The 24,705-nt window shown below is 41.5% G+C and carries 23 protein-coding genes; 12 read left to right on the forward strand and 11 right to left on the reverse strand.

What is annotated here, in order from left to right; genetic code table 11:
- Nucleotides 1-15: 15 nt before the first annotated feature.
- Nucleotides 16-732, reverse strand: coding sequence for a DNA/RNA nuclease SfsA (gene sfsA / locus ACAY00_RS02065; protein WP_371376551.1), 717 nt, complete (start codon nucleotides 730-732; stop codon nucleotides 16-18).
- A gap of 290 nt (nucleotides 733-1,022) precedes the next feature.
- Here sfsA and ACAY00_RS02070 point away from each other — a divergent pair, with 290 nt between their 5' ends.
- Nucleotides 1,023-1,712, forward strand: a complete 690-nt coding sequence (locus tag ACAY00_RS02070) for a DUF3313 domain-containing protein (RefSeq protein WP_371376553.1) — start codon at nucleotides 1,023-1,025, stop codon at nucleotides 1,710-1,712.
- Nucleotides 1,713-1,787: 75 nt separating this feature from the next.
- Entirely contained in the window at nucleotides 1,788-3,080 is a 1,293-nt protein-coding gene (gene pepB / locus ACAY00_RS02075) for an aminopeptidase PepB (RefSeq protein ID WP_371376555.1), read from the forward strand.
- A 63-nt stretch (nucleotides 3,081-3,143) separates the two neighbouring features.
- On the opposite strand, the gene ACAY00_RS02080 is transcribed toward pepB, so the two are convergent.
- The gene (locus ACAY00_RS02080; RefSeq protein ID WP_371376557.1) at nucleotides 3,144-4,052 is read right to left on the reverse strand and encodes a hypothetical protein; all 909 of its coding nucleotides are present in this window, start codon (nucleotides 4,050-4,052) and stop codon (nucleotides 3,144-3,146) included.
- 89 nt (nucleotides 4,053-4,141) lie between these two features.
- Nucleotides 4,142-4,669, reverse strand: coding sequence for an RNA 2',3'-cyclic phosphodiesterase (gene thpR, locus ACAY00_RS02085; RefSeq protein WP_371376559.1), 528 nt, complete (start codon nucleotides 4,667-4,669; stop codon nucleotides 4,142-4,144).
- 77 nt (nucleotides 4,670-4,746) lie between these two features.
- On the opposite strand from thpR, the gene hrpB reads away from it, so the two are divergent.
- Entirely contained in the window at nucleotides 4,747-7,293 is a 2,547-nt protein-coding gene (gene hrpB, locus ACAY00_RS02090) for an ATP-dependent helicase HrpB (protein ID WP_371376562.1), read from the forward strand.
- A gap of 17 nt (nucleotides 7,294-7,310) precedes the next feature.
- Here the strand turns inward: hrpB and miaA are convergent, their stop codons facing one another.
- Nucleotides 7,311-8,228 carry a tRNA (adenosine(37)-N6)-dimethylallyltransferase MiaA gene (miaA, locus tag ACAY00_RS02095; RefSeq protein WP_371376565.1) on the reverse strand — a complete coding sequence of 306 codons (918 nt, stop codon included), beginning with the start codon at nucleotides 8,226-8,228 and terminating at the stop codon, nucleotides 7,311-7,313.
- 260 nt (nucleotides 8,229-8,488) lie between these two features.
- Between miaA and mrcB the strand changes: the two genes are divergently transcribed.
- A complete protein-coding gene (gene mrcB / locus ACAY00_RS02100) occupies nucleotides 8,489-10,834 on the forward strand; it encodes a penicillin-binding protein 1B (protein ID WP_371376568.1) in 2,346 nt (781 codons plus the stop codon).
- A 117-nt stretch (nucleotides 10,835-10,951) separates the two neighbouring features.
- Here mrcB and hemL read toward each other — a convergent pair whose 3' ends face one another.
- From hemL to ACAY00_RS02120, 4 genes are all read right to left on the reverse strand, one after another.
- A complete protein-coding gene (hemL, locus tag ACAY00_RS02105; protein WP_371376571.1) occupies nucleotides 10,952-12,232 on the reverse strand; it encodes a glutamate-1-semialdehyde 2,1-aminomutase in 1,281 nt (426 codons plus the stop codon).
- A gap of 24 nt (nucleotides 12,233-12,256) precedes the next feature.
- Nucleotides 12,257-13,264: an aspartate carbamoyltransferase gene (locus ACAY00_RS02110; RefSeq protein ID WP_371376574.1), complete on the reverse strand. Its 1,008-nt coding sequence runs from the start codon at nucleotides 13,262-13,264 to the stop codon at nucleotides 12,257-12,259.
- A 162-nt stretch (nucleotides 13,265-13,426) separates the two neighbouring features.
- Complete coding sequence (hemJ, locus tag ACAY00_RS02115; protein ID WP_371376577.1) at nucleotides 13,427-13,861, reverse strand: protoporphyrinogen oxidase HemJ; 435 nt, start codon at nucleotides 13,859-13,861, stop codon at nucleotides 13,427-13,429.
- The gene (locus ACAY00_RS02120) at nucleotides 13,861-15,549 is read right to left on the reverse strand and encodes a chloride channel protein (RefSeq protein ID WP_371376580.1); all 1,689 of its coding nucleotides are present in this window, start codon (nucleotides 15,547-15,549) and stop codon (nucleotides 13,861-13,863) included. Before ACAY00_RS02120 ends, hemJ begins: the two co-directional genes overlap by 1 nt.
- Nucleotides 15,550-15,641: 92 nt before the next feature.
- Between ACAY00_RS02120 and ACAY00_RS02125 the strand changes: the two genes are divergently transcribed.
- Together ACAY00_RS02125 and erpA are read left to right on the forward strand one after the other, a co-directional pair.
- Nucleotides 15,642-16,364, forward strand: coding sequence for a DUF6776 family protein (locus ACAY00_RS02125; RefSeq protein ID WP_371376582.1), 723 nt, complete (start codon nucleotides 15,642-15,644; stop codon nucleotides 16,362-16,364).
- A 78-nt stretch (nucleotides 16,365-16,442) separates the two neighbouring features.
- Entirely contained in the window at nucleotides 16,443-16,784 is a 342-nt protein-coding gene (gene erpA, locus ACAY00_RS02130; protein WP_371376584.1) for an iron-sulfur cluster insertion protein ErpA, read from the forward strand.
- A gap of 66 nt (nucleotides 16,785-16,850) precedes the next feature.
- On the opposite strand, the gene ACAY00_RS02135 is transcribed toward erpA, so the two are convergent.
- The gene (locus tag ACAY00_RS02135) at nucleotides 16,851-17,504 is read right to left on the reverse strand and encodes a cytochrome b/b6 domain-containing protein (RefSeq protein WP_371376587.1); all 654 of its coding nucleotides are present in this window, start codon (nucleotides 17,502-17,504) and stop codon (nucleotides 16,851-16,853) included.
- Between the two features lie 80 nt (nucleotides 17,505-17,584).
- Nucleotides 17,585-18,016 carry a hypothetical protein gene (locus ACAY00_RS02140; RefSeq protein ID WP_371376590.1) on the reverse strand — a complete coding sequence of 144 codons (432 nt, stop codon included), beginning with the start codon at nucleotides 18,014-18,016 and terminating at the stop codon, nucleotides 17,585-17,587.
- A 208-nt stretch (nucleotides 18,017-18,224) separates the two neighbouring features.
- On the opposite strand from ACAY00_RS02140, the gene rnr reads away from it, so the two are divergent.
- The 6 genes from rnr (at nucleotide 18,225) to rplI (ending at nucleotide 23,476) form a co-directional block, all read left to right on the forward strand.
- Nucleotides 18,225-20,582 (forward strand): ribonuclease R, encoded by a 2,358-nt coding sequence (gene rnr / locus ACAY00_RS02145; protein ID WP_371376592.1) that lies wholly within the window; start codon nucleotides 18,225-18,227, stop codon nucleotides 20,580-20,582.
- 91 nt (nucleotides 20,583-20,673) lie between these two features.
- On the forward strand, nucleotides 20,674-21,438 hold the full coding sequence (gene rlmB, locus ACAY00_RS02150) for a 23S rRNA (guanosine(2251)-2'-O)-methyltransferase RlmB (protein WP_371376595.1): 765 nt from the start codon (nucleotides 20,674-20,676) through the stop codon (nucleotides 21,436-21,438).
- Between the two features lie 581 nt (nucleotides 21,439-22,019).
- Nucleotides 22,020-22,406 carry a 30S ribosomal protein S6 gene (gene rpsF / locus ACAY00_RS02155; RefSeq protein WP_371376598.1) on the forward strand — a complete coding sequence of 129 codons (387 nt, stop codon included), beginning with the start codon at nucleotides 22,020-22,022 and terminating at the stop codon, nucleotides 22,404-22,406.
- 57 nt (nucleotides 22,407-22,463) lie between these two features.
- Nucleotides 22,464-22,721, forward strand: coding sequence for a primosomal replication protein N (priB, locus tag ACAY00_RS02160; RefSeq protein ID WP_371376601.1), 258 nt, complete (start codon nucleotides 22,464-22,466; stop codon nucleotides 22,719-22,721).
- Nucleotides 22,722-22,778: 57 nt separating this feature from the next.
- Nucleotides 22,779-23,006 carry a 30S ribosomal protein S18 gene (rpsR, locus tag ACAY00_RS02165; RefSeq protein ID WP_136734056.1) on the forward strand — a complete coding sequence of 76 codons (228 nt, stop codon included), beginning with the start codon at nucleotides 22,779-22,781 and terminating at the stop codon, nucleotides 23,004-23,006.
- A 17-nt stretch (nucleotides 23,007-23,023) separates the two neighbouring features.
- Nucleotides 23,024-23,476, forward strand: coding sequence for a 50S ribosomal protein L9 (rplI, locus tag ACAY00_RS02170; RefSeq protein WP_371376604.1), 453 nt, complete (start codon nucleotides 23,024-23,026; stop codon nucleotides 23,474-23,476).
- Nucleotides 23,477-23,656: 180 nt separating this feature from the next.
- Here rplI and ACAY00_RS02175 read toward each other — a convergent pair whose 3' ends face one another.
- The gene (locus ACAY00_RS02175; RefSeq protein ID WP_371376608.1) at nucleotides 23,657-24,616 is read right to left on the reverse strand and encodes a 1-aminocyclopropane-1-carboxylate deaminase/D-cysteine desulfhydrase; all 960 of its coding nucleotides are present in this window, start codon (nucleotides 24,614-24,616) and stop codon (nucleotides 23,657-23,659) included.
- Nucleotides 24,617-24,705: the final 89 nt, after the last annotated feature.

Below are 24,705 nucleotides of genomic sequence, written 5' to 3' on the forward strand. Positions count from 1 at the left end.
CAAGTCTTTTTCCTCTTAAGGGGTAAACGGGATCATTTGATTCAAGCGGATTTCGGCTTGATTAATGTTGGCTTTGAAAGCATAGATCTCAACCCCTACAGCCAGTGCTTGATCAATTAATAGGCCGTATTTTGGATCTATATGACGAGCAGGTTTAACTTGGTCAATGCCTGTGTGCAAGACGGCAAACAGTAAAACAGCTCGTTTACCGGATTTTTTTATTTCGATTAGCTCTCGAATATGCTTTTGTCCACGCAGGGTCACGGTATCAGGGAAGTATCCGGTGCCATTTTCACTTGAATCGTCCAACAAGGTCACGCTTTTGACTTCTATGTAGGCATTGTCCGTTGGGCCATCGGCTAAGAGAAAATCGATCTTACTGTTCTCTATTCCGTATTTCACCTCACGTTTTAGAGTCTTGTATCCCTGCAATTGGCTGATGGTGTTATCCCTCAATGCTTCCTCAACCAATTGGTTAGCGCGGATGGTATTAACGCAAATAAAGTGTTGTCGCTTGGTTTGGGTCAGTTCCCAACTGCGCGTGTATTTGCGTTTTGGATTATCCGAGGTGCTAAACCATACAATATCGTTTGGCTCTGCACAGCCTGTCATTGCCCCGGTGTTTGCGACATGTATCGTAACTTCTGAACCATCGGCAATGATCACATCGGCCAAAAAGCGTTTATAGCGTTTTATTAACGTGGCTTTTTTTAAGGCTTGTGGATATTTCATATTTTTATTTGATTGCGAGTAAAGGCAAACGTTAATCGTTGCTCATGCTAAATGCAATAATTTTATTGCGGTCGGTAACTAAAGCCGTTAAATCGGTTTCTGTTGTTAAATGTGTCACCGGTCTAAGTTAAGGTATGGATTGTATTTTAATAAAAATAGGCAATACTCAACACAGAGTAAATTACGCTTTTTTACGGCTATCAGCAAAGGCGTAGTTCGCATCATTAAGTAAGCAAAATTAGGCTGTTTATAGCCTTGACGGCAATTTTATAAATAAAAGGGGATAGGGTATGAATATGGTCAAGATGGCGGGGTTATTAAGTTTATCTTTAGCTTTATGTGCCTGTAATCCCGCAGCGCAGCAAAACATTAATAATGACCAGCAATCGAGCAGTGATAAGAGCCAAGCTTATTCTGGCTTTTTAAGCAGTTATAAAGATTTAGAAGAAATAAAGGCTGAAGATAATTCTTTGGTCAAACGCTATATTAGTCCCGAATTAAAACAGCGGGGATATAACAAAATTATGGTCGATGCATTGCAATACTTCCCCGCGCCAAAACCTAATGATAGTGCGTCTCGAGAGACTTTGTCGGCCATCAGTGAATACACCAATGACACCTTTGCTTTAGCTATTAGGAATACTGCCACTTTGGCAACCGAACCTGGTGATCGTACCATTCGATTAAAAGTGGCAATTACCGAATTAAACGTTGTCGATAAAGACTCGATGGATTATCGATATTTACAAACAGAATTTTTAAGCTCGGAAGCGGTAAATGAGGCCGCTGAATTAATTGTTAAATTTACCATCGAAGTTGAAGTTCTTGACTCGCGAAGCTCAGAAACGCTGGCACGAGTTGTTAAGACTGGTTTTGGCGAGTCGATGAAAGCGGGAGAGCCGATTACCTTAGATAAGGTTAAACCATTACTTGATATTTGGCGTGAAACCATGCAAAAAAGTATTGTAGAGCAACTCTAAAAGCTACCCCCCTGTTTTTATAGTGGATTATTTTGTATCCTAGCTTATTACAATAACTTTGAAATGGAAGAATATATGTCATCAGTAGCAAATATCAGACTAAGCAGTAAGAAGCCTTCAAACTGGCAATCAGCAACTCAAATCGGTTTTGAGCAAGATGACATTGTAATTTTTGTTGACGATGTCAATCGTTTGGATTTAAGGAAAATTCAACAAGCCGGACGAAAAATTGAAAGTTTAGGGGTTAAGCAAGCCAAATTATCAGGCCAGCATTGGTGCGAATTATCGCAATGGGCGTTTGCTCAAGGCTTTACTAAAGTTGGCCAATATAAGTCGGTTGAATTTACCGGAGACAGTGGCTTAGTCGATGCGTTAAATAAAAAGCTAACGACCTATGCTTGGGCTCGAGATTTAATTAACGCAACGCCTTCAAATCTAGTGCCTGTAGGTTTAGCCACAGCGGCCGCAGAATACTTAAAGTCGTTGGCAGGCGAGCATGTCAGTTTTGAGATTGTCAAAGGGGAAGAGCTCGAAAGACAAGGCTGGAGTGGCACATACAATGTTGGTAAAGGCAGTGTTAATCCTCCGGCGATGCTGATTTTAGATTACAACCCAAGTGGTGATAAAAACGCAACAATCGATACGGTACTTGTGGGTAAAGGGATTACCTTTGATTCTGGTGGGTACTCAATAAAACCAAGTGCTGGTATGTTTTCAATGAAGTGTGACATGGGTGGCGCCGCAACCGTTAGTGCCGCTCTTGCTTTAGCGATTCAATCAGGGTTATCAAAACGGGTTAAACTCATTCTGTGTTGCGCCGAAAATATGGTGAGCAGTTTTGCCTATAAGCTGGGTGACATTATTACTTATAAAAATGGTGTTAAGGTTGAAATCGCGAATACCGATGCAGAAGGCCGACTGGTTCTGGCCGATGGCTTGATAGCCGCTTCAGAAATGAACCCTAATCGTATTATCGATGCCGCAACCCTAACCGGAGCCGCTGTACTGGCAACAGGTGGCGAGTTTAACGCTTTATTCTCCATGGATGATGACTTAGTTGCTGCCGCTCAAAGACATGCTAGTCGTCATAACGATCCGGCTTGGCGCTTGCCTTTAATGTCTTTTCATCAAGAAAAATGCCCCTCCGCCTTTGCCGATACGGCTAATTCGACCACTCAAAAAGGTGGTGGTGCTGGTGGTGCAAGCAATGCCGCAGGCTTTTTATCACGCTTTGTTGACTCATCAGGCAAAGGTTGGTTGCATATGGACTTAGCCGCAGTATATAACGAAAATGCCAACAATATGTGGGCCGCTGGTGCTACCGGAGCCGGTATTGCCACCGTTACCGGGTTATTATTAAATGACTAATTCATAGATATATCGATATATCATTGAGGCGCCGAGTGCGCCTCTTTTTTATACCCTCAGGTTTTACAGCATCAGTCCGATAACAAATAATACCCAATACGCAAAACAAGCGATCGATATTTTACTCGTTTGGGATTGGGCAACATCTGATTCGGGAAAGTGTTCAAGGGTAATAGCGCTGGCGATTAACGATGGTGTTGCCAACAAACATAGACCAGTAAGAATTGGAATATAGAAAAAATAAGCGCTAAGAAGGGTTGCTAAAGTACAAAGTAATACGGTCCACTTTTGAGCTGTCAGCAATAAGCGCAAGGTCTTATTGTTTGATATTTGTACATATTCTCCTTGTCGTTCTATGCCTTCAATGATCTTTTTAACCTTATTTGCCATGTATAACAGCAATGATAAAAAGGCTGAAATAAACGCGAAGATGACGATGTAGGCGTTCATTGATGCCGTTAATACATGGTAGCTTAATAGACTTGGCAGAGCGCCAAAAAGCAAAGCATGGCTAAGATAGCCAAATACTTGATGTAACCGATGTTCAGGTTGAGTGTCTTTGGTTTTAAGGCGCAAAACCAAAAGAAATATAAGCGCAATAAGAGCGACTAAGCTGTAGCCTATTAAAGAGCTAGGAACCGCCGAACCCACAAATAACAGCAAAGCCAGTACAAAGGTGGCGTAACTTGCCAAGATAAGCTTGAGCATTGATATGCGAGTTTGATAGCGTGCCTGTTTACTGGTTTCGGTTTTTGCGACAACTTGGTGGCTAATAAAAGCGCGTTGATAATCTTGCACCAGGTTGTAAATCATTTGAGCAAAGATACTGAGAAACAACAAAGCACTAAACAAAAGCCCGTCAATAACCCCATCAAAAGCGGCTAAACCACAGCCTAAAATAATGGCTGCGCAAGGTAAAAAGAAGGTGATCGGGCGCAAAGAAGATAAGAATAAATTTATATATAAAGACATAAAGTGGTGTCGCATAGCAAGTTGAAGCCTAATTTTACCTAGCTCATTTTAATATCACAATGCTCATGCTTGCTTTAAGCGATTTGTCATCATTGCAATGACCAGCGCTTTAAAATGTTGTATTTCACCTTGTCGTCAACTGTTGTTGACTCATATAAGCAAAAGTCGTTAAAAAACAATGTAAATGCAAAATCTTGTTGTGCTAACACCGCTTCGGTTGCCTTGCGGCAAAGGGTTAAATGGGGAACAAATGTGGAGTGCTGATGGGTAAAACCAAGATCACCGAGCTGCTTGGCCAGTAATGAAGCCAACTGCTGTAGCTCTGTTGGTATCGTCTGGCAACCTAAATACAATACTTTGGGTCGTTTGAATAGCCCTAGGGTATTTAATGTTAAGCTAAAAGGCTGAGCATTAATGGTATCACCAAGCGCAAAAAGTTTGCTGAATGCTTTTTGATCAACAAAGCCAATAAAAAATAAGGTTAGATGAAAGTTTTCAACGGCGACAGGCTTTAACTTTTTATTATTTAGATGGGTTAAATATTGTTGGCGCCATTGGTCTATTTCTGTTTTTGATTTGGCCGATGGTGACAAGCCAAAAAATACCCGTCTGTTCAAATCCCTGTCCTCTTAACTTACCTTTATGGTATAAACTACCCTTAAATCGATTATGGCTCTAGCGGTTTGTTACCTACATGTCTAATTCTTATTCAGATTCATCTGTATTACCTATATACGAGATAAAATCCTCGTTATTGCAAGCGATTGAAAATCACAACATGGTGATCCTTAACGCTCCTCCTGGAGCCGGTAAATCGACTTGCCTGCCTTTGTGGTTACTAGACATTGAAAAATATCAGAATGAAAAGATTTACTTACTGCAACCACGTCGAATAGCGGCTAAAAATGTGGCCTCATATTTGGCACAGCAATTAGGTGAAGATGTCGGTCAAACCGTTGGTTATCGCTTAAGAAATGAAACTAAGGTAAGCCCTAAGACGCGCCTTGAAGTGGTTACTGAAGGGATATTAACCCAGCTAATTCAGCAAGATCCTGAGTTGACGGGCTGCTCATTAGTCATTTTTGATGAGTTTCATGAGCGCTCATTACATTCTGATCTTGCTTTTGCTTTGTGCCAAGACATTCAAGCAGGGCTAAGAGAAGACTTAAGCCTGCTGTTAATGTCGGCGACGCTAGCGAGTACTCACTTGCAGCAGGCTTTGCCGGGTGTGGTGACTTTGACCAGTCATGGTCGAAGTTTCCCAGTCGAGATTGATTATCGCCCCCCGTCCACGCTAAGAACATGGCGAGAGAATGCTTTAGCTGAAATCAACAAAGCTATTCGAACTCATCAAGGTTCTATCCTCGTTTTTTTACCTGGAGTGGCGGATATTCGCTATCTTATAGCAAACTTAAAGGGTCAGTTACCGCCTCATATGTTGTTAACGCCACTTTATGGTGAACTGAGTTTAACCGCTCAACAACAAGCGATTAATCCGGCCCCAGCCAAGATGCAAAAACTGGTTCTTGCTACTAATATCGCCGAAACAAGTTTAACCATTGATGGCATCGATTTGGTTATTGACTCCGGTTTAGAAAAAGTAGCGATTTACGATGTAAACACGCAAGCGAATATATTAAAACTGCAACAAACGGCAAAAGATTCAGCCATTCAAAGAGCTGGTCGGGCAGGGCGTTTAGGTCCTGGCCGTTGCATCCGGTTATATTCGCAAGAAGATTTTTCTCGTCGCAATGAGCACAATATCAGTGAAATAATGCAATCAGACATTACTTCGTTGATTCTAGAGGCCGCTCGTTGGGGAGTAAATAGCCTTGCTCAATTGCCTTTGCTAGAGCATCCCAAAGCAACCACAGAGCAAGCAATATGGACTCAGTTTGAGTTGTTGGGAATGGTTGATCAGCAGCACAAGCTGACCAAACATGGCCATAGTGTCAGTAAATTGTCTTGTCAGCCGCGACTAGGTCATATGTTAGTCAAAGCTAAAGCGCTAGAAGGTAAGATAAAAGAGAATCATCTGACGTTACTCGCATGCACTTTAGCCGCGCTTATAGAAGAACGAGATATTATTCGCCATCAGCAGGCGAACCAAGATTGTGATATTGAGCATCGACTGCGTTTATTTAGTCAAAAGCCTGAACAGTTTAAGCAAGTTTTATGGCAGGTGAAACGATTAGCGTCGCAACTAAAAATCAGCTCAAAGGTGTTATCATCAAGCTTTACCCATTTACCGGTGAACATGGCTGGCAGTTTATTGGCTTTGGCCTTTCCTGAGCAAGTGGCTAAAAATAGAGGCAAGTTAGGAGAGTTCTTAACCGCATCACAAAAGGGCGTTTTTATCTTCGAGGCCGATACCTTGGCCAACGAGGACTTTATTGTTGCTGCCCGCTTAACCACAGTAAAACATAAAACCTATGTTTCTTTAGGCTGTAAGGTAGAGCTCAAGCAATTGCAAGCTCTTAATATTTTTCAACCCCACACTCGCTATCGCCTTGAGTACGACGAGCAAGGTGACAAGATCCTCAGCTTTGAACAAAAATTATTAGGGCCATTACTTTTATCACAAACACCAAAGCCGGTTAATGACGATAATCTGGTGGCTCAATTATGGGCTCAACAAGTTGTTAAACACGGTATTTCTTGGCTACCTTGGCAGGAAAAAGATTTACAATTACGGACTCGAATGCGCTGGTTAGAGCAACATAGTAAGGATGTCGATTTACCAAATGTTGAAGATGCCGAGTTATTAGCAAACTTAGCTATTTGGTTTATGCCGTTTGTTGGGCAAATAAAAAGCAAAGCCCAGTTAGCGAAACAAAATCTGAGTGATATGCTGTTATCAATGTTTGATTATCAACAGCAACAGACTCTTAATCGACTTGCTCCAGAGTTTTTTATCGGGCCGACAAAACGCCAATGCCCTATTCGCTATTCGCTGCAACAAAACCCAATTGTATCTTTACCAATGCAAGAACTTTATGGTCTCCAAATTACCCCTATGGTTGGGGATAAACAGTCGGGAAAACAGGTGCCACTGATTTTGGAAATCCTGTCACCCGCCAAACGACCTATTCAAGTCACCCAAGACTTACAAGCATTCTGGCAGGGCAGTTATAAGGCAGTGCAAAAAGAGATGAAATCACAATACCCTAAGCACTATTGGCCTGACGACCCGGCGAATGCCGAAGCCACGCGCAAAACCAAACGCCAGTTAAGTCAATAGTACGTTTGGTGAAGTCATTAGGTTGTTGAACTGTTTTGGTTGGCGATCACTTGCATTGCTTGCGCTAATAATGGCTGTTGCCCATCGAGCCAGTGAACTTGTTGTCCTTGTCGCTCTAGTCGGCGTAACCAAGTGTCTTGCTTTTTTGCAAATTGATGGATAGCAGAATTAAGCTTTTGAAAACAGTCATTTTTGTTTATTAGGCCTTGCAAATATTGACCAATAAAGCGGTATTCTAAGCCGTAGAAGTACAGGGTGTCCCAGCTCACGCCTTGCTTGTGAAGTGTTTCGACTTCGTCGATTAAACCTTGTTCAAAGCGTTGTTTTAAACGGTAAGTGATCCGTTCTCGAGATTGTTCTCGCGACCATTTTATTGCCATGATCAATGGAGTGATATTGGGCATTTGATGACTTGGATTGCTCGAATCTAACTCACCTTTGGCTATTTCTATCGCTCGAATAATACGTTCGCGCTCAAGTAAGTCGGTTGTATTGTGCTGATTGGGTTTTAAGGACAATAAAATATCGGCAAGTTGCGGCTGGGTTTTATCTTCGAGCTCGGCTCTAAGTTTTGGGTTTGTGGGCACTTCAACCAGTCGGTAATCTTTTAAAACTGCATCGACGTAAAGGGCAGAGCCTCCGGCTAAGATTGGAAATTTATTACGCTCGGTAATGTCTTCGAAAGCCTTAATAAAATCGCCCTGAAAATCAAAAATATTATATTCGTAACCAGGTTCTACAATATCGATAAGGTGATAAGGAATCGTTCCATATTCTTCTAAGTCTTTACCACTGCCGATATCTAGACCTTTATATACTTGTCTTGAATCGGCTGAAATCACTTCTCCATTGAGTTGTTTTGCTAAGTCAACTGCCAGTCGTGTCTTACCTGATGCTGTAGCACCTAAAATGGCTAATAGGTTAAATTGAGACATATTCTTTCGCTTTTACTAAGGACAGCTTTAAATTATATCAAAGCAAAGTCATTAAAGCAGTGTAAGCAAGTTGTCAGGATGATTATTTTTCTACTATTGTGATAGCATATGAGTATGTTTTTATAGGCTAAAGCTTAGAACAATGGTGCTGGTTATTTGTTCAATTCAATGGTAAGTTGGTCATAACCATTTTTTATCCAGTATGTATTGCGACCGTTATGTTATGGAAGAAATCTCCTTAAAATTAGATAAAATGGATCATGAGTAAAAGAAAGTTTATTAAACCCAAAGGCTTCACCAAAGGCCATGTGGCAAAAGCTAATAATTCACATTTAGGGTTAAGTCATTGGTTGTTCCATACTGCACTGAAGTTATCCATTATTTTTGTGGTCACTTTTGCTCTTTATAGTATTTATCTAGATGGTAAAGTAAGGCGCACATTTGAAGGTCAACGCTGGGAAATACCGGCGCAAATATACAGTAAGGTTAGAGTGTTAACACCTAACCAAGCGATCAAATACCCCCGCATCGAATATGAGCTAGAACAAGTTGGCTACCAGCGTGTAAAGCGAGTCGAACAACCCGGTGAATTTAGTCGAAATAACAACAGATTAACTGTTTATCGTCGTCCCTTTGATTTTGGTTATGGCCTAGAGCCTGCGACTAAATTGTTGATTGAACAACGTGGTGGTGATGTATACCGCTTATGGCAAGATGATGAAGAAGTCTCAAGTGTTAAACTTGAACCTTTATTAATCGACCGTATTTTGTCGCCACAAGGTGAAGATAGGGTTTATGTTTCCCTTGAAATGCTACCAGATCGGTTAATTGACACTTTGCTACTGGTAGAGGATAAAGATTTTTACAATCATCATGGGGTGTCGCCAACTGGCATATTACGGGCATTCTGGCATAACTTACTTGCCGGTAAAAGAGTGCAAGGTGGCAGTACTTTAACCCAACAACTTGCCAAAAATATGTACCTCAATAGCGAAAAAACGATCTGGCGCAAGGTTAATGAAGCCTTGATGTCCATTATCATGGAAATTCGCTACTCCAAGGATCAACTATTAGAAGCCTATATTAATCAAGTCTATTTAGGCCAACACTTTGCCAATGGTATTTACGGTTTTGGCTTAGGCTCACAATTTTATTTTGGCAAATCCATAAGCCAATTAAATGCAGCAGAAGTGGCCTTGTTGGTGGCACAAGTTAAAGGCCCGTCTTATTACGATCCATGGCGTAATCAAGAACGTGCAGTGCAACGACGTGATTTGGTATTACGGTTGATGTATCAAGATGAAATTATTTCTCAAGCAGAATATGAACTCGCACTAAGCACCCCTTTGTCGATTCGAACATCGCGTCGTATGGACAAACATTCTTTCCCCGCTTATATGCAACTTGTTCGTCGAGAATTGCATAAAATCGGTGCCAGTAAAGTATTACAATCTGGTATTAAGGTCTTTACCGCATTTGATTTACACAAACAGCTTGATGCAGAACAATCGGTAAAAGAGCGTTTATCAACACTTGAAAAGAACCGCACAGACGTTGACGACTTAGAAGTCGCGATGGTGATAAGCGAAGTGAGAACAGGGGCGATTAATGCCGTTATCGGAGGTCGAGAGGTAAAATATTCTGGTTTTAACCGTGCTTTAGATGCCAAAAGGCCGATTGGTTCACTAATTAAACCCGTGGTTTATCTGACGGCGTTAGAGCGGTATGAGCAGTACAATTTGGCGACCCCGTTAGTCGATAAACCTATTACATTACAGAACAATAATGGTAAAACCTGGAAGCCCAAAAATTATGATGGCAAATACCGAGATAGCGTGCCTCTGATTGAGGGCTTAGTCAAATCATTAAATGTGCCAACAGTCAATTTAGGCATGGAGCTAGGTACGCAAAAGGTTGCGCAAACGCTTCAAGCACTCGGTTATTCTGGTGAGGTTGAATTACTGCCGAGTATGTTACTCGGTACCACCAATATGTCGGCTTTTGAAGTCAACCAATGGTTTAATACCATTGCTAATGCCGGCGTATATCATGCCCCATCAGCCATTCAATTGGTGTCTTCGGCCGATGGCGATATTTTATGGCAACGCTATAAAGCGGTTGATGGAAGGTTATCTTCCCAAGGCGCTTTCTTAATTGAGTACGCCTTAAGGCAAGTGACCAAAACTGGCACCGCTCAGTCTTTATCATGGCAGTTTCCTGATTTGATTTTGGCCGGAAAAACAGGCACCAGTAATGATCTTAGGGACTCTTGGTTCGTTGGTTATGATCTCGATACCGTGGTAACTACATGGATCGGTCGTGATGACAATAAGCCTATGGGGTTAACGGGGAGCAGCGGGGCACTGTCACTTTATAGTAACTTTTTACAGAAATATGGTGGTTTCAATCGTTCTGATTATGTTCCAGAAGGGATTGAATACACCACCTTTGAATTAACCACGGGAAATGCGGTTCAGGATAATTGTGCTGATGTAGCTAAGTATCCGGCAATTTCTGACGGTATATCCTATGCCAGTGACTGTTTGTTGATCGAAACCGAAGCACCATCATGGTTAGAACAGCTATTTGGTATGGGGAGTGACTAATACCAAGGCATTACCTTCTCGCGAACTGAGCCAAAGTCCAAGAGCATGGTAATAGATATAACAAAGGGAGCGAAAGCTCCCTTTTTAATGGCAAAAAACGGCGGTTATTGCGAGATATTACATTTTAGCAAAACAACGTTCTGCTGCTAAAATGGTGGCATCAATATCGGCATCAGTATGCGCGGCTGATAAAAACCCTGCTTCAAATGCTGAAGGCGCTAAATATACCCCTTGCTCTAACATTAAGTGGAAGAAGGTATTAAAGCGTTCTGTGTCACACGCCATCACTTGTTCAAATGTTGTAACGTTTTCTTGCTCAGTAAAGAAGAAACCAAACATTCCACCAACATAGTTAATGCTTAGTGGGATATTATATTTATTGGCCGCAGCTTTTAATCCTTTTGCCAGTTTTTCTGTATTGATGGTTAACTGGCTATGGATATCTTTTTCGCTTAACTGGCTTAAAGCTGCAAATCCGGCAGCCATGGCAATCGGGTTACCAGACAGAGTACCGGCTTGATACACAGGTCCAACCGGAGCGATATAATCCATAATTTCTGCTTTACCACCAAAGGCACCAACAGGCATACCGCCACCAATCACTTTACCTAGGGTCGTCAAGTCCGGTTCAATATTGTAATGGGCTTGAGCACCACCTAGCGCGACTCGAAAACCGGTCATAACTTCATCAAAGATTAATACCGACTGATACTGGTCACAAATGCTTCGTAAACCTTCTAAGAACCCTTCAACTGGTGGCACGCAGTTCATGTTGCCGGCAACCGGTTCAACGATGATACATGCAATATCATCACCATATTGGGCAAATATTTGTTTAACAGACTCAATATCATTGTAGGTAACGGTTAAAGTATGTTTGGCAAAGTCGGCAGGAATTCCAGGGGAATTAGGCACGCCTAGGGTGAGAGCACCAGAGCCTGCTTTTACTAACAAAGAGTCGGCGTGACCGTGGTAACAGCCTTCAAATTTTAAGATTTTGTCACGGCCAGTGTAACCTCGCGCTAATCGAATCGCGCTCATTGTCGCTTCGGTGCCTGAACTTACCATGCGCAATTTCTGCATACTAGGCACCAACTCACGTACCTTTTCAGCCATGGTGATTTCTAACTCGGTAGGAGCACCAAAACTTAAACCATTTTGCGCTGTTTTAATCACCGCATCTAAAATGACCGGATCATTATGACCTAGGATCATCGGACCCCAAGAGCCGACATAATCGATGTATTTATTTTGGTCGGCATCAAAAATATACGCCCCCTGCGCTCGCTCAATAAAGCGAGGCGTTCCGCCGACGCCTTTAAATGCGCGGACCGGCGAGTTAACACCGCCAGGAATGGTCTGTTGTGCTTGTTGAAAAAGTTGTTGAGAATGTGACATATATTTACCTAAAAGTGTTCTGGGTTATTTGTTGGTGTACCAAGTGACCGGTTTTTCATATTGTGTGAGTTTTTCATCAACCCCTAAGGTTAAGGCAAATAATGCCATTCTCACCAGTACCCCATTTTGTGCTTGACGGAAAATTGCCAGATTGTGATTATCGTTTAAATCATTATCTAACTCATTCGCTTCAGGGCGTGAATCTCTAGGCAGTGGGTGCATGATCACAGTATGATCCTTACAGTATTGCTCGTAGATTTTCTTATTTAAACTAAAGTGACCACGATACAGATCAGCTTCTTGCTGACTTTCAAAGCGTTCTTGCTGAATACGGGTTTGATAAACCACGTCGCTTTGTAAGCTGTCTGCCATGGACTCGGTAATGGTAACCTTATGACCTGCGTTGGTCAGTAAGTTAACAATGTTTGTTGGCATCTGTAATGCTTTTGGCGCCAGCAGTGTGACATGTAAATTCTTGTATAAACACAGTAAACGAGATAACGAGTGAACAGTGCGACCATGTTTTAAATCACCCATTAGGACAATGTTTAAACCATCGATCCCTTTATTAAATCGACGCATTTCTGCATCAATCGTAAATAAATCCAACAAAGCCTGAGTTGGGTGTTCATTGGCACCGTCACCCCCATTAATCACCGGTACGGTACTGCCTTTGGCAAATTCAGCAACCGAATGCATATCTGGGTGGCGCATAGCAATTACGTCACTGTAACCACTAATTACTTTAGCGGTGTCGAACAACGATTCCCCTTTTGATAGGGAAGAACCCTCTACCCCAACCGTTTCGTGGACAAAACCACCGAGTAGTTGAAACGCCGTACCAAAAGAGATCCGAGTGCGGGTACTGGGTTCAAAAAACAGGTTATTTAAAATGGCACCTTCTAATACATGGCAACGTTTTTGTCTGGCGGCATAAGGGATCATTGCTTTGGCAACATCTAAGATCCGAGAAACAGAATCTCTGTCAAATTGAGATATCGACAGAATATGACTGCCTTGAAAATTCATCATGGTTGATACCCACTTGTTATATCGTTATTAGCGCAGTTGGTGAGCCAATGCTAACGCGGTTATAAAGGTTATTTTAATTGCTGCGAACTTTAGCATATTCTCTGGCGTTATTGAACGTTGTTTTCGCAAGGCGAAGGCGCAAAATTCACCCGAGTTAAATCTTTATAAACCGGGTTTTACGACCGCCAAAATAATGGTGCCAAACAAGATAAATACCGGCATTTCATTGAGCACTCGATAAAATTTACCTGAGCGAGTATTTTGATCATTAGCGAAGGTTTTAAGTAACTTAAAACAGTAACCATGATAAATAAATAATATGGCCACCAATAAAAGTTTTGCATGAAGCCAATGCGATGCAACAAACCAAGCGCCGCCCAGCTGGTAAATAAGTGCTAAACCAAAGGCTAAAGTTAATAAGGCAAATGGGCTGATAAAATAGAGTAATCTGCGTTCCATCACTTTCAGTTGCGCTTGTACATCGACATTGTCGGTTTCAGCATGATAGACAAACAGTCTGGGCAGGTAGAAAATACCGGCAAACCAGGCCACCATAAACGCAATATGAAGGGCTTTTAACCATAAGATTGTGGTCATTATTTATATCCTTTGGTAAGTTGTTGACGAATTTTTTGAAATGGTAAAATACCAATCACTTGTTGTTGATTACTGTCTTCGGTGTCGTAAATGTAAACAGCCCCAAGGCGTTTGTCAGAGAGTATATTAAAGGCTTCGGATAAAGTTTCTTGCGAACTTAATCCTTGCATTTTAAATTGCATCAATCCAGGCTCATTCTCCGCCCTTAGCTGGGCATTAAAGTCGATTTCCCACAACGACAAATCCCCGTTGCTATGGCAGGAAATAATATGATTATCCATGTGGTGTCGGTCGAAAAAGGTGCTAATTTCTTGGTCATCATCACTGTGGATGATTTTAATGTTAGTGTCCATCGACCCGAGTACCCCGTACTTTTGGAGGGAACTTTCTACATGCGACAATTTATAAGGTAACTCTTGATAACGCAGTTGTTGAAGAAAAATCGAACGATTTTTTAAAAATTGGCTAGAGGTTAAAAAAGCCGTGGTAATGACGACCATCGCCGGTAAGGCAAGCTCTAATTGGTTTGACAATTCAATGACCGTTAACAAGGCTGCGAGTGGGGCGTTTAAAGTGGCCGCCAGCATCCCAGACATACCTAAAAGAGCATAGTCCCCCATAAAGTGAATATCTTGATAAATAAATCCAACAAAATACCCCATAATAGCACCGGCTATGGCCCCTATGGTCAACGTTGGACCAATAACACCACCAGGAATTCCCAAACCTAAAACCAAGGCGGTGGCGAAGAATTTGGCGACCAGTAAACTAAAAATAAGGCTAATGTGAGGATTTTGATTTACCAAAAGGCCAACCCCTGTTAAGCCTGCCCCCATACTTTGCGGAACCAAATACCCGATTAAGCCCATCACTAAGGCTGCTAAAATCAGGCGTTTGTACATATGGTGATGACGCGATGCTTTGATTGTGGCCATCAAACATTGATTAAACATGGTCCCCAAAAAACCAAGTGCAATACCGAATAAAATTAACAGAGGGTAATGCCAAAAATCGATCGCAATATAAGGAAAAAAATCGACGTCATGATATGAGCCAAAAACCGCATTGGTCATTATTGAACCAATAATAGAAGCCAGAATAACGGGGACAAAGATATGCATTTTGTATTCGCGCAATATGACTTCCATAACAAACATTACCGCGGCTAATGGGGTGTTGAAACTGGCAGAAATACCGGCGGCCACACCACAGGCACACATGGTTTTAATCGCATTTTTAGGTAACTTTAAACGGGCGCCTAGAAAACTACTGCTGGCAGCCCCTATATGCACGGCCGGTCCTTCTCTACCGACCGAAAAGCCACCGGCTAGGGCAAAGATACTGCCAAAAAATTGGGTGATGGTATTTCGCATCGGAATATGGCCATAAGCAACCTTTAACCTGTGGATTACAAAGGGAATACCCATTCGGTAATACTTAAATTTAATGGCCCAAGCGAGCAGTAATATTAAACTAACTGCAACAATAGGGGTTATTAAACGTTCAATTTCTGATAGAGTAGTGAAATCGTCTATATTATCCAAATAGAGTAATTGGATAGATTCGATGCTTAATCTGAAAATGATGATAAATAATGAGGCTAGCGCACCACCAATGATCCCAAGCAGGCACAACTGCCAAGAGGGCACAGGTTTTGCAAGTTTTTTCCTTAGCGAAGCCAGAGACATTAGCGTTCCTTGTTAGAGTTCATTATCTTTTTGTATCTCGTATGTGAGCGTTACAGATTTTAACATAGATAGTATTAGATAAAACGTTAATAATGAATTGGTTAAAAAAATTATCACTGGCGAAATTGCATCAAAAATTTGGTGCATTCAAAATATTACTAACCAGTTTTACCCTGTTACTTTTGGTAGGCCTAGGCGCTTACAAACTCGGTAATTATTTTCATAAGCATCAGACTGAGTTAATCGAACAACAAACGGCTCGTCTGGATAAGTTATACCAACAAAATGAAAGCGCTCTATCTCGAATCAATACCCTGACGGTCGAATTAGAAATCGAAAAACTGGCAAATCAAAAAGCACAAGAAAGCTTGCGCAAACTTGAAGAACAGCATTTTGAGTTAAAAAAACAGTTAGCTTTCTACGAAAAAATAATGGCACCTGAAAAACAACTTAACGGCATTATTATTGACGAAGTTAATATTATTCCCAGCGTCAGTGAAAATCATTATCGAATACGTGTTGTTTTGGTCCAACAAGAAAAGACCAAAAGCAATGTCAAAGGGCACGTTGAAGTAAGTTTTGTTGGCAGCCTTGATAACCGCCCTGCGACGATCAAATTAGAAAATGTATCACCAGTAACCAAAGACGAACTTTCTTTTAGTTTTCAATATTTTCAAGTCTTTGAAACCGAATTCAGTCTTGCACAAAACTTCATACCAGAGCAAGTCAGCGTTTCTGCAGTTATGCCCAAAGGGCGTTGGCAAAAGTATCAGCGTCTGGATCAGGTGTACCCTTGGTCAGAGGTTGTAGAGTAAACAATTTAATCAAATACTTGATTAAATAGCTCAGGTTTAAGATAATTTGCACAATCTTGCGTAGTAATTAGAGTAGTTATGTCAAACAGCGAAATGCCAATTCAATTCAGTGATGCTGCCGCCGCCAAAGTTAAGGTGTTGATTACTGAAGAAGAGAATCCAGATTTAAAGCTTAGGGTTTATGTTACTGGTGGTGGATGTTCAGGCTTTCAGTACGGTTTCACTTTTGATGAAAAGGTGAATGAAGGCGATATGACCATCGAAAAACAAGGGGTAACCATGGTTGTTGACCCAATGAGTTTACAATATTTGGTTGGTGGTGTGGTAGATTACATCGAAGGGCTTGAAGGAAGTCGCTTTTTAGTAAATAACCCCAACGCTCAAACAACCTGTGGTTGTGGCTCATCGTTCTCGATTTAAGGGTTAAAGCCAAGCAAAACAACAAAGCACCAATATTGTAATTGGTGCTTTTTTTTGCCAAAAAAATCAGTAACTGGCGTATTGCATGCCAAAGTCATAAGCCATTAAGGCAAGTACTCCCCATAACAACAGCGCAAGCCAAGAGGACTTAAACTTAAGCGGCTTGTTGGCATTCACCGCAGTGTCTTTTTTTACCCCACTGATGATCGCCCAAATAACGTTATCACCCTTGATCAGATGAAGGACCCCCGCGCTCATGTGAAGGCCAATTAAAAACAGTAAAACATTAAAGTTTGCATGGTGTAATGAATCCATTTGAGCAACCAACGACTCACTAAAAAATGGATATAAAGGGCCTTCAGAAAAAACGTCATCACTGGCAAATAAACCCGTAACCAACTGCAGCCCCAAACTGAGTAAAAGCGCCAATACCATGTAACCACCGATAGGGTTGTGCCCTAAGTGATTGGGTCTTTGTTCTCGCTTGAGCAAATGTTTGCATACCGATATTGGCGATTTGATAAATTGACTAAAGCGTGAGCTCTCACTGCCCACAAACCCCCACACTAGGCGCGTAAGCCAAAGCCCAAATAAGATAAATGCACAGCTAAAATGAAGATCAAATAGGGCTTCTTCAGCGCTATACCAAAGCACAGCTATTAGCACCAATTGTGCCATATGATAGATTCGGGTGAAGTTATCCCAAACTCGAATTTTCATCTAAAGTATCTCGGTTGTTGCAGGAAATGACACATAGTCGTTAAACAAATAACGACCATGTGGTTTTATCGTGCAGGGGATTAAACGTCGTCACAGTCCATTTTAAATGCTTTGTGACCTTTTTTAGCGCTTTTACCAATAACCGCAAGGGCTATTTTTTGTGCTTCAATAGAATCCGCTTTAGTCAGTTCAACCACCGCTTTTGTGAGCAATTCCATGCCCTTTTTGTAGTCGTTAAATTGCTCTGTTTGTTGCGCATTTAGTTCCTTGCTATCTGAGATTTTTAAAGGGACATAAGCATCGGCTTTCTGAACAGACACTAACAGCTTTTCTGCCAGTGCGGTTACTTTATCTTGTTCTTTGGCTTTGGTCGCGGCTTTTATGGCTTTCATATCATCTTTCATGATGTCCATAATTTCAGCCAATTCGGTTTTACCACATTGCGGATGAGCGGCAAAAGCCGACGAGACGCTCATGAGGGTTAAAAGTGTACCCAGAAGAAGTTTTTTCATTATTATTCTCTCAATTATTATTAGATATCAATCACCTTCATTTTAAATTTATCTAAACCTGTTGCAACATTTATTTAATCTAACACGATACTTTACCCATTCTTTAAGACAGATGGCTCTTATCCTAAATTAACGGCATGAGGGGAAATACTTATGTGGTGTTATAGACTTGATGGTATACTCTAAAAAAACGCAATAAGAAGATATAGTGAAGCATAAAGATCCACATTTGAAACGCGAATCGCAAAAATACGACAAACCTATCGCCAGTCGAGAGTTGTTGTTGTCAATTATTGAGCAAAAAGGCTACCCATTAACTTTCGCGCAATTTTGTAAAGAACTTCAATATAAAGATGAAGAACAAAGAGTGGGCTTAAAGCGTCGACTCAGAGCGATGGAAAATGCTGGCCAGTTGGTCTTCACTAAGTTTAAACAATATGCGATAGCGGCCCAAACGTCGATTATTACCGGCGAAGTCATTGGTCATCGTGACGGGTTTGGTTTTTTAAAGCCAGATCAAGGTGATAAAGATTTATACATTCCTTATCATGAAATGCGTCAATTAATTCATGGCGATGTAGTGGAAGCAAGAATTAGCGCTGAAGCTGACGCCAAAGGCAAGCAAGAAGTACGTATTTTAGATGTAATCGTGCCGCGTAAAGATCGGATCATTGGTCGCCTGTTTGTTGAGCATGAAATCATTACCGTGATCCCAGAAGATGCTCGTATAAACCATGAAATTATTATCCCTAAAGAAAAACGTTTAGGCGCTCGTCATGGTCAGATGGTGGTGATTGAAATTATTCAACGCCCGTCTAAACGATCAACACCGCTTGGCAAAGTCGTTGAAGTACTTGGTGAACATATGGCTCCGGGAATGGAAGTGCAAGTTGCCTTACATCAACACGATATCCCTCATATTTGGCCAGAAGCATTACTCGATGAGATTTCCACTTTGGCGCCAGAAGTTGAAGAACAGGCGAAATCACCTCGAGTTGATCTGCGCTCATTACCCCTAGTAACGATTGATGGTGAAGACGCTCGAGATTTTGATGATGCGGTTTTTTGTCAACCGGAGAAATCCGGCGGTTGGCGTTTATGGGTGGCAATTGCCGATGTGAGTTACTATGTCCGCCCGGGCACAGCTCTTGATGGCGAAGCCATTAAGCGCGGTAATTCGGTTTACTTTCCAAATCAAGTCATCCCGATGTTGCCAGAAGTGCTTTCTAATGGCTTGTGTTCGTTAAACCCTAATGTTGATCGCTTGTGTATGGTCGCCGAAATGACCATTAGCGCGAATGGGGTATTATCGGACTCAAAATTTTACCCGGCAGTGATGAATTCACATGCGCGTTTTACCTACACCAAAGTGGCGGCTATTTTAGATGGTGATAAAGAGCTGCGAGAGCAATATCAAGAACGAGTATCTGACTTAGAAGAATTACATAAACTTTATCATGCGTTAGTCGGTTCAAGGCGAGAGCGCGGCGCGATTGAGTTTGAAACGGAAGAAGTTCGATTTATTTTTAATGCTGATCGAAAAATTGATTCTGTCGAACCGGTGATCCGCAATGATGCTCATAAAATCATTGAAGAATGTATGATTTTAGCCAATGTGGCTACGGCTAAGTTTATTAGCAAGCATCAAAAGCCTGGTTTATATCGGGTTCATGATAAACCTAACGAAGATAAATATAATAACTTAGTCTCATATCTGGCAGAACTTGGTATTGAGCTACCTAAAACCGAACAACCCAGTCCCGCGGATTTTGGCAAAATTACCGACAAAGTTATTGACCGACCTGATAAAGAGCTGATTCAAACGATGATGTTAAGATCAATGAAGCAGGCGGTTTACCAAGCGGAAAATATAGGTCACTTTGGTTTAGCACTTCCAGCTTATAGTCACTTTACCTCTCCAATCAGGCGTTATCCTGATTTGGTTGTTCATCGGGTTATTAAAGCCATATTGAACGCACAACAGCATAATGAAAGTAATGAAGGCTTTTATTTTTATGATGAACAAGAGGTTTCCGAGTTAGGTGAGCATTGCTCGATGACCGAAAGACGGGCTGATGATGCGACTCGTGATGTTGGCGATTGGCTTAAGTGTGAATTCATGCGCGATCATGTAGGTGATACCTTTACCGGTGTTATTGCTACGGTCACCAACTTTGGTTTTTTTGTGCGCTTACAAGACTTTCATATTGAAGGTTTGGTTCATATCAGCTCGCTTGGTAAAGATTTTTATAACCACGATGAAGTGAGAATGTGCTTAGTCGGTGAAAAAACACATAAACGTTATCATGTCGGAGATGTTCTCGAGGTTCAGGTCGCTGCGGTGAATCTGGATGAGAAAAAAATCGACCTAATCTTAGCGGGCGACGATCAAGTTAGTCAGCCAAGTCGACGAATAAAACCAAGTACAGGTAATGATAGCGCCCGAGCTAACAAAACCAATAGACGTGCCAAACCTGATGCTGAACACAAAAAATCGAAAAAGAAGAAAGCAGCAAAAGCAAAAAAACGTCCGGGTAAAAACGCGCGCAAGCGTAATCAAAAATAAAGCGCTTATAGGCTCAGATAATTTTATTTAGCAAGTCGGCCGGTGAGGCCGATGTTATAAAACGATTTAGATACAATTAAAGAAGATTCACATGGCAAAACACGACGAGTTGGTTTTTGGTATTCACGCTGTTACAGCATTAATTAAGCGTGCTCCAGAACGCTTTATTGAGCTTTGGCTGTTAAAAGGGCGAGAAGATGAACGCTTAAAAACGGTGATTAACTTAGCGCAAAAGTATGGTATTTCAATCCAACTTACGCACCGCAAAGCACTGGATGAAAAAAGTAAAGGTGAGCAACATCAAGGTATCATTGCACGAGTAAAACCGGGCAAGGTATACAGTGAAAATGATTTAACCGACATTGTTGGTTCAGCCTTAGGGCAAAAGCAAATACCTTTTATATTGGTGCTTGACGGGGTCACTGATCCACATAACCTAGGCGCTTGTTTACGTAATGCCGATGCCGCCGGGGTGCAGGCCATTGTTGTGCCGAAAGATAATGCCGCAAGAATTACCTCAACGGTTCGTAAAGTCGCGGTTGGAGCGGCAGAAAGCATTCCTTTAGTACAAGTAACGAATTTGACTCGTAGCTTAAAAGCTTTGCAAGAAATGGGGCTATGGGTTGTTGGTACAGCAGGGGAAGCAACCGAGTCTATTTATCAATGCCAATTAACCGGCCCGATAGCGTTAGTGATGGGCGCTGAAGATAAAGGCATGCGTCGGTTAACGCGAGAAACGTGTGACCAATTGATTAAATTACCGATGGCTGGAAGTGTATCGAGTTTGAATGTATCGGTAGCGTCGGGTATTTGCTTATTTGAAATTGTTAGACAAAGGTTGTCTGCACTTTCTTAAGCTGACTAAAATATATAGCGCATTTATAAGCCTACATAAGTACTCAACTTAAGAGCATGGTGCATGGTATCAACAAACCGTGCGCTATGCGGGTTTGTTGATTGATTTTGCCCTCAGCTGCCGTTGCTTGGTTTATCATAAAAATAAAAATTAAGATAAACAGGATCAGCAGTAATCCTTCCTTTTTGGATTTCATTTATTTACGCTTATTCTTAGTTCGTTCGCTGTCATTGTTAAGGTCATTTACAAGGTCATTGTTAAGATATACTCGTTACCCATTCAACCTCGGTTGTTAAATCGATTTACCGCATTATTTATCGCTTTCCAAAGCAATATTTAGACCAACCCTAATTAAGCAGTTTAGATCAAGCCTTAGAGCATGAACTTGCGGATCAATTTGGCTTGAAGTGTAAAAAATACTGACAGCTGTTAACCCAAATAATTGCCTCAAACAAATGCTTGCGTTCATTGTTTATTTTACCTACAATACGCCTCCTTAAATCAGCCATATATTTTGTTCCTTGCCTTTATACTGGTACTAGGCTGAGCCAGCAAGAGGCTACAACCGTAAGGAGCTCGTAATGCGTCATTACGAAATCGTATTTATGGTTCACCCTGATCAGAGTGAACAAGTAACTGGTATGATCCAACGTTACACAGACATGATCACTGCCGCTGAAGGTAAGATCCACCGTCTAGAAGACTGGGGTCGTCGTCAGTTAGCATACCCAATCAACAAACTGCACAAAGCACACTATGTTCTTATGAACATCGAAGCGCCTCAGTCAGTTATTGATGAATTAGAAACTTCTTTCCGTTATAACGACGTTGTTATTCGTAACATGATCATGCGCACGAAAGACGCGGTAACTGAAGCATCTCCAATGGCTGCTGCTAAAGAAGACCGCCGCGAGAAAAAAGAAGTTGCTAAAGAAGCTCCAGCTACTGAAGAAGCTGCAGCAGAATAGTACTTTGTGATTGAAAATTGTCTTGTTTTGACCGGTCAGATCGTTAAAACGGCTGACGTGTCAGTAAGCCCGGCGGGTATTAGCCATTGTCGCTTCACGTTAGAACATCGTTCTACGGTTGTTGAAGATGGATTAACTCGTCAAGCCTATGTCAGAATGCAAGTTGTGGCAACAGGCCAATGGACAAAGCACATTACTCGTGAATTAACTGCGGGCAGTAATGTAAAAGTGAGCGGTTTTATTAATCGTCACGAAACCCGAAGCGGAAACCCTGTTTTGGTATTACACGCCCAACAGATTGAAATGATTAATTAGGTGGTATTTTGATTCAATTTTGAATTAAAAAGAACACCAAATATTAGGAGAAATCCCATGTCACGTTTTTTTAGACGTCGTAAGTTCTGTCGCTTTAGCGCAGAAGGCGTAAGCGAAATCGATTACAAAGACATCGCTACGTTAAAAAATTATATCACTGAAAGTGGTAAAATCGTTCCTAGCCGTATTACAGGTACTTCAGCTAAGTATCAACGTCAACTTGGTCGTGCGATCAAGCGTGCTCGTTACTTATCTTTATTACCATATACTGATTTACACAAGTAACCTAAGGGGCTATTAACATGCAAGTAATTCTTCTTGATAAAATTGCCAAGTTAGGCGGTCTAGGTGATCAAGTTACAGTTAAGTCTGGCTATGCTCGTAACTTCTTATTACCAAAAGGTAAAGCAGTTATCGCATCAAAAGCAAACGTTGAGCACTTTGAAGCTCGTCGTGCTGAGTTAGAAAAGCAATTAGCTGACGTTTTAGCTGCTGCTGAAGCTCGTGCTGCTAAATTAACTGAGTTAGCTGAAGTTACTATCGCTTCTAAAGCCGGTGACGAAGGTAAACTATTCGGTTCTATCGGTACTAAAGACATCGCTGATGCTATCACTGAAGCTGGCGTTGAAGTAGCTAAAGCAGAAGTTCGTCTTCCTTTAGGTACTATCCGTGAAACTGGCGAATACGAAATCGTTATTCACCTTCACGCAGACGTAGATGCAACCATCAAAGTTGTGGTTATCGCTGAAGCGTAATCTCGCCTTTATTGGTCATAAAAAACCTGCTTATTAGCAGGTTTTTTTTTGCTTAAATACTCTGGTTTAGTCGCTAGTAAGCTTAGATAACCAAGTATCAAAGCCAATCAATAAAAAGCGCATTCTTATTTTGGTGCCTTAAAATCATTACAATGCCATAGGGGCGTTAACGGAATAGCCTTAAGCGAGGTTAAAATTAGGCACTGGCCATTGCGCTTTATCAAGTATTCCTCGTTCACAAAGCCCGCCTAAGCCCTGTAAACCACCGGTATGTAACAGCACTACCTTTGAGTTGGGTTTAAAGTAACCTTGTTCCAGTAAAGTCAAAAACGCCAGTACCATTTTTCCTGAGTACACTGGTTCAAACGGGACATTTGTCTGTAAGGAAAATGCCCTTATTTTTTCGGCCTGCTCAGCTGTAAACTTACCATACCCGCCGCAATGAAAATCATCGAGGATCTGCCAGTTGGTAAATAACTCGTTATCTTGTAGCAGGGTGTTTACTTCGTCATTCAAGTAGCCTTGATGTTTTAACACTGCAATACCTAACAAGTGATGTTGATTGGCATCGGCCTTGACTAGGCCTGCCAAAGTGCCACCGCTACCTACGGGGGTGAGTAGATAATCAAAATTGGTTTGTTGATTTAGCTCACTAATAACCTCGCCAACGCCAGGTAACGCGAGTTGATTACTGCCACCCTCAGGTACCAAGTAGCTATTTGGGTATTGTTGTAATAATTGTTGTTGATACGATTCTTGCTGGCGTAATTTATAGGTAGCGCGATCAACAAACTTGAGTGTCATTCCCCATTTTCTTGCTTGCGTTAGGGTAAAGTTAGACTGATATTCTGGCTCTCCGCGAATGATCGCAAGTGTTTTTATCCCGTGTACTTTACCGGCATAGGCTAGGGCGTGAATGTGATTAGAAAAAGCGCCACCGAAACTGATGATAATCGATTTATTTTGTGCTTTAGCCTCGACTAAATTGTATTTAAGCTTACGCCACTTATTACCTGAAATTATCGGGTGTATACAGTCGTCTCTTTTTATAATTAACGTTATTTTATGTTTTTTTAGGCAAGGTAAGTCTATGTTTACTATAGGGCTTAGTATTTTTAGTGGAGACTCAAGTTTGGGCATAGAAGATTGTTTCGTGCAATGGTTATGCTTCAATATTAATTCAGTTGATTAAAATCACCAATAGCGAATGCGACGCAAGTTTTTGCAAA

This window comes from Thalassotalea sp. 273M-4, from assembly GCF_041410465.1.
Classification (GTDB): domain Bacteria; phylum Pseudomonadota; class Gammaproteobacteria; order Enterobacterales; family Alteromonadaceae; genus Thalassotalea_A; species Thalassotalea_A aquiviva.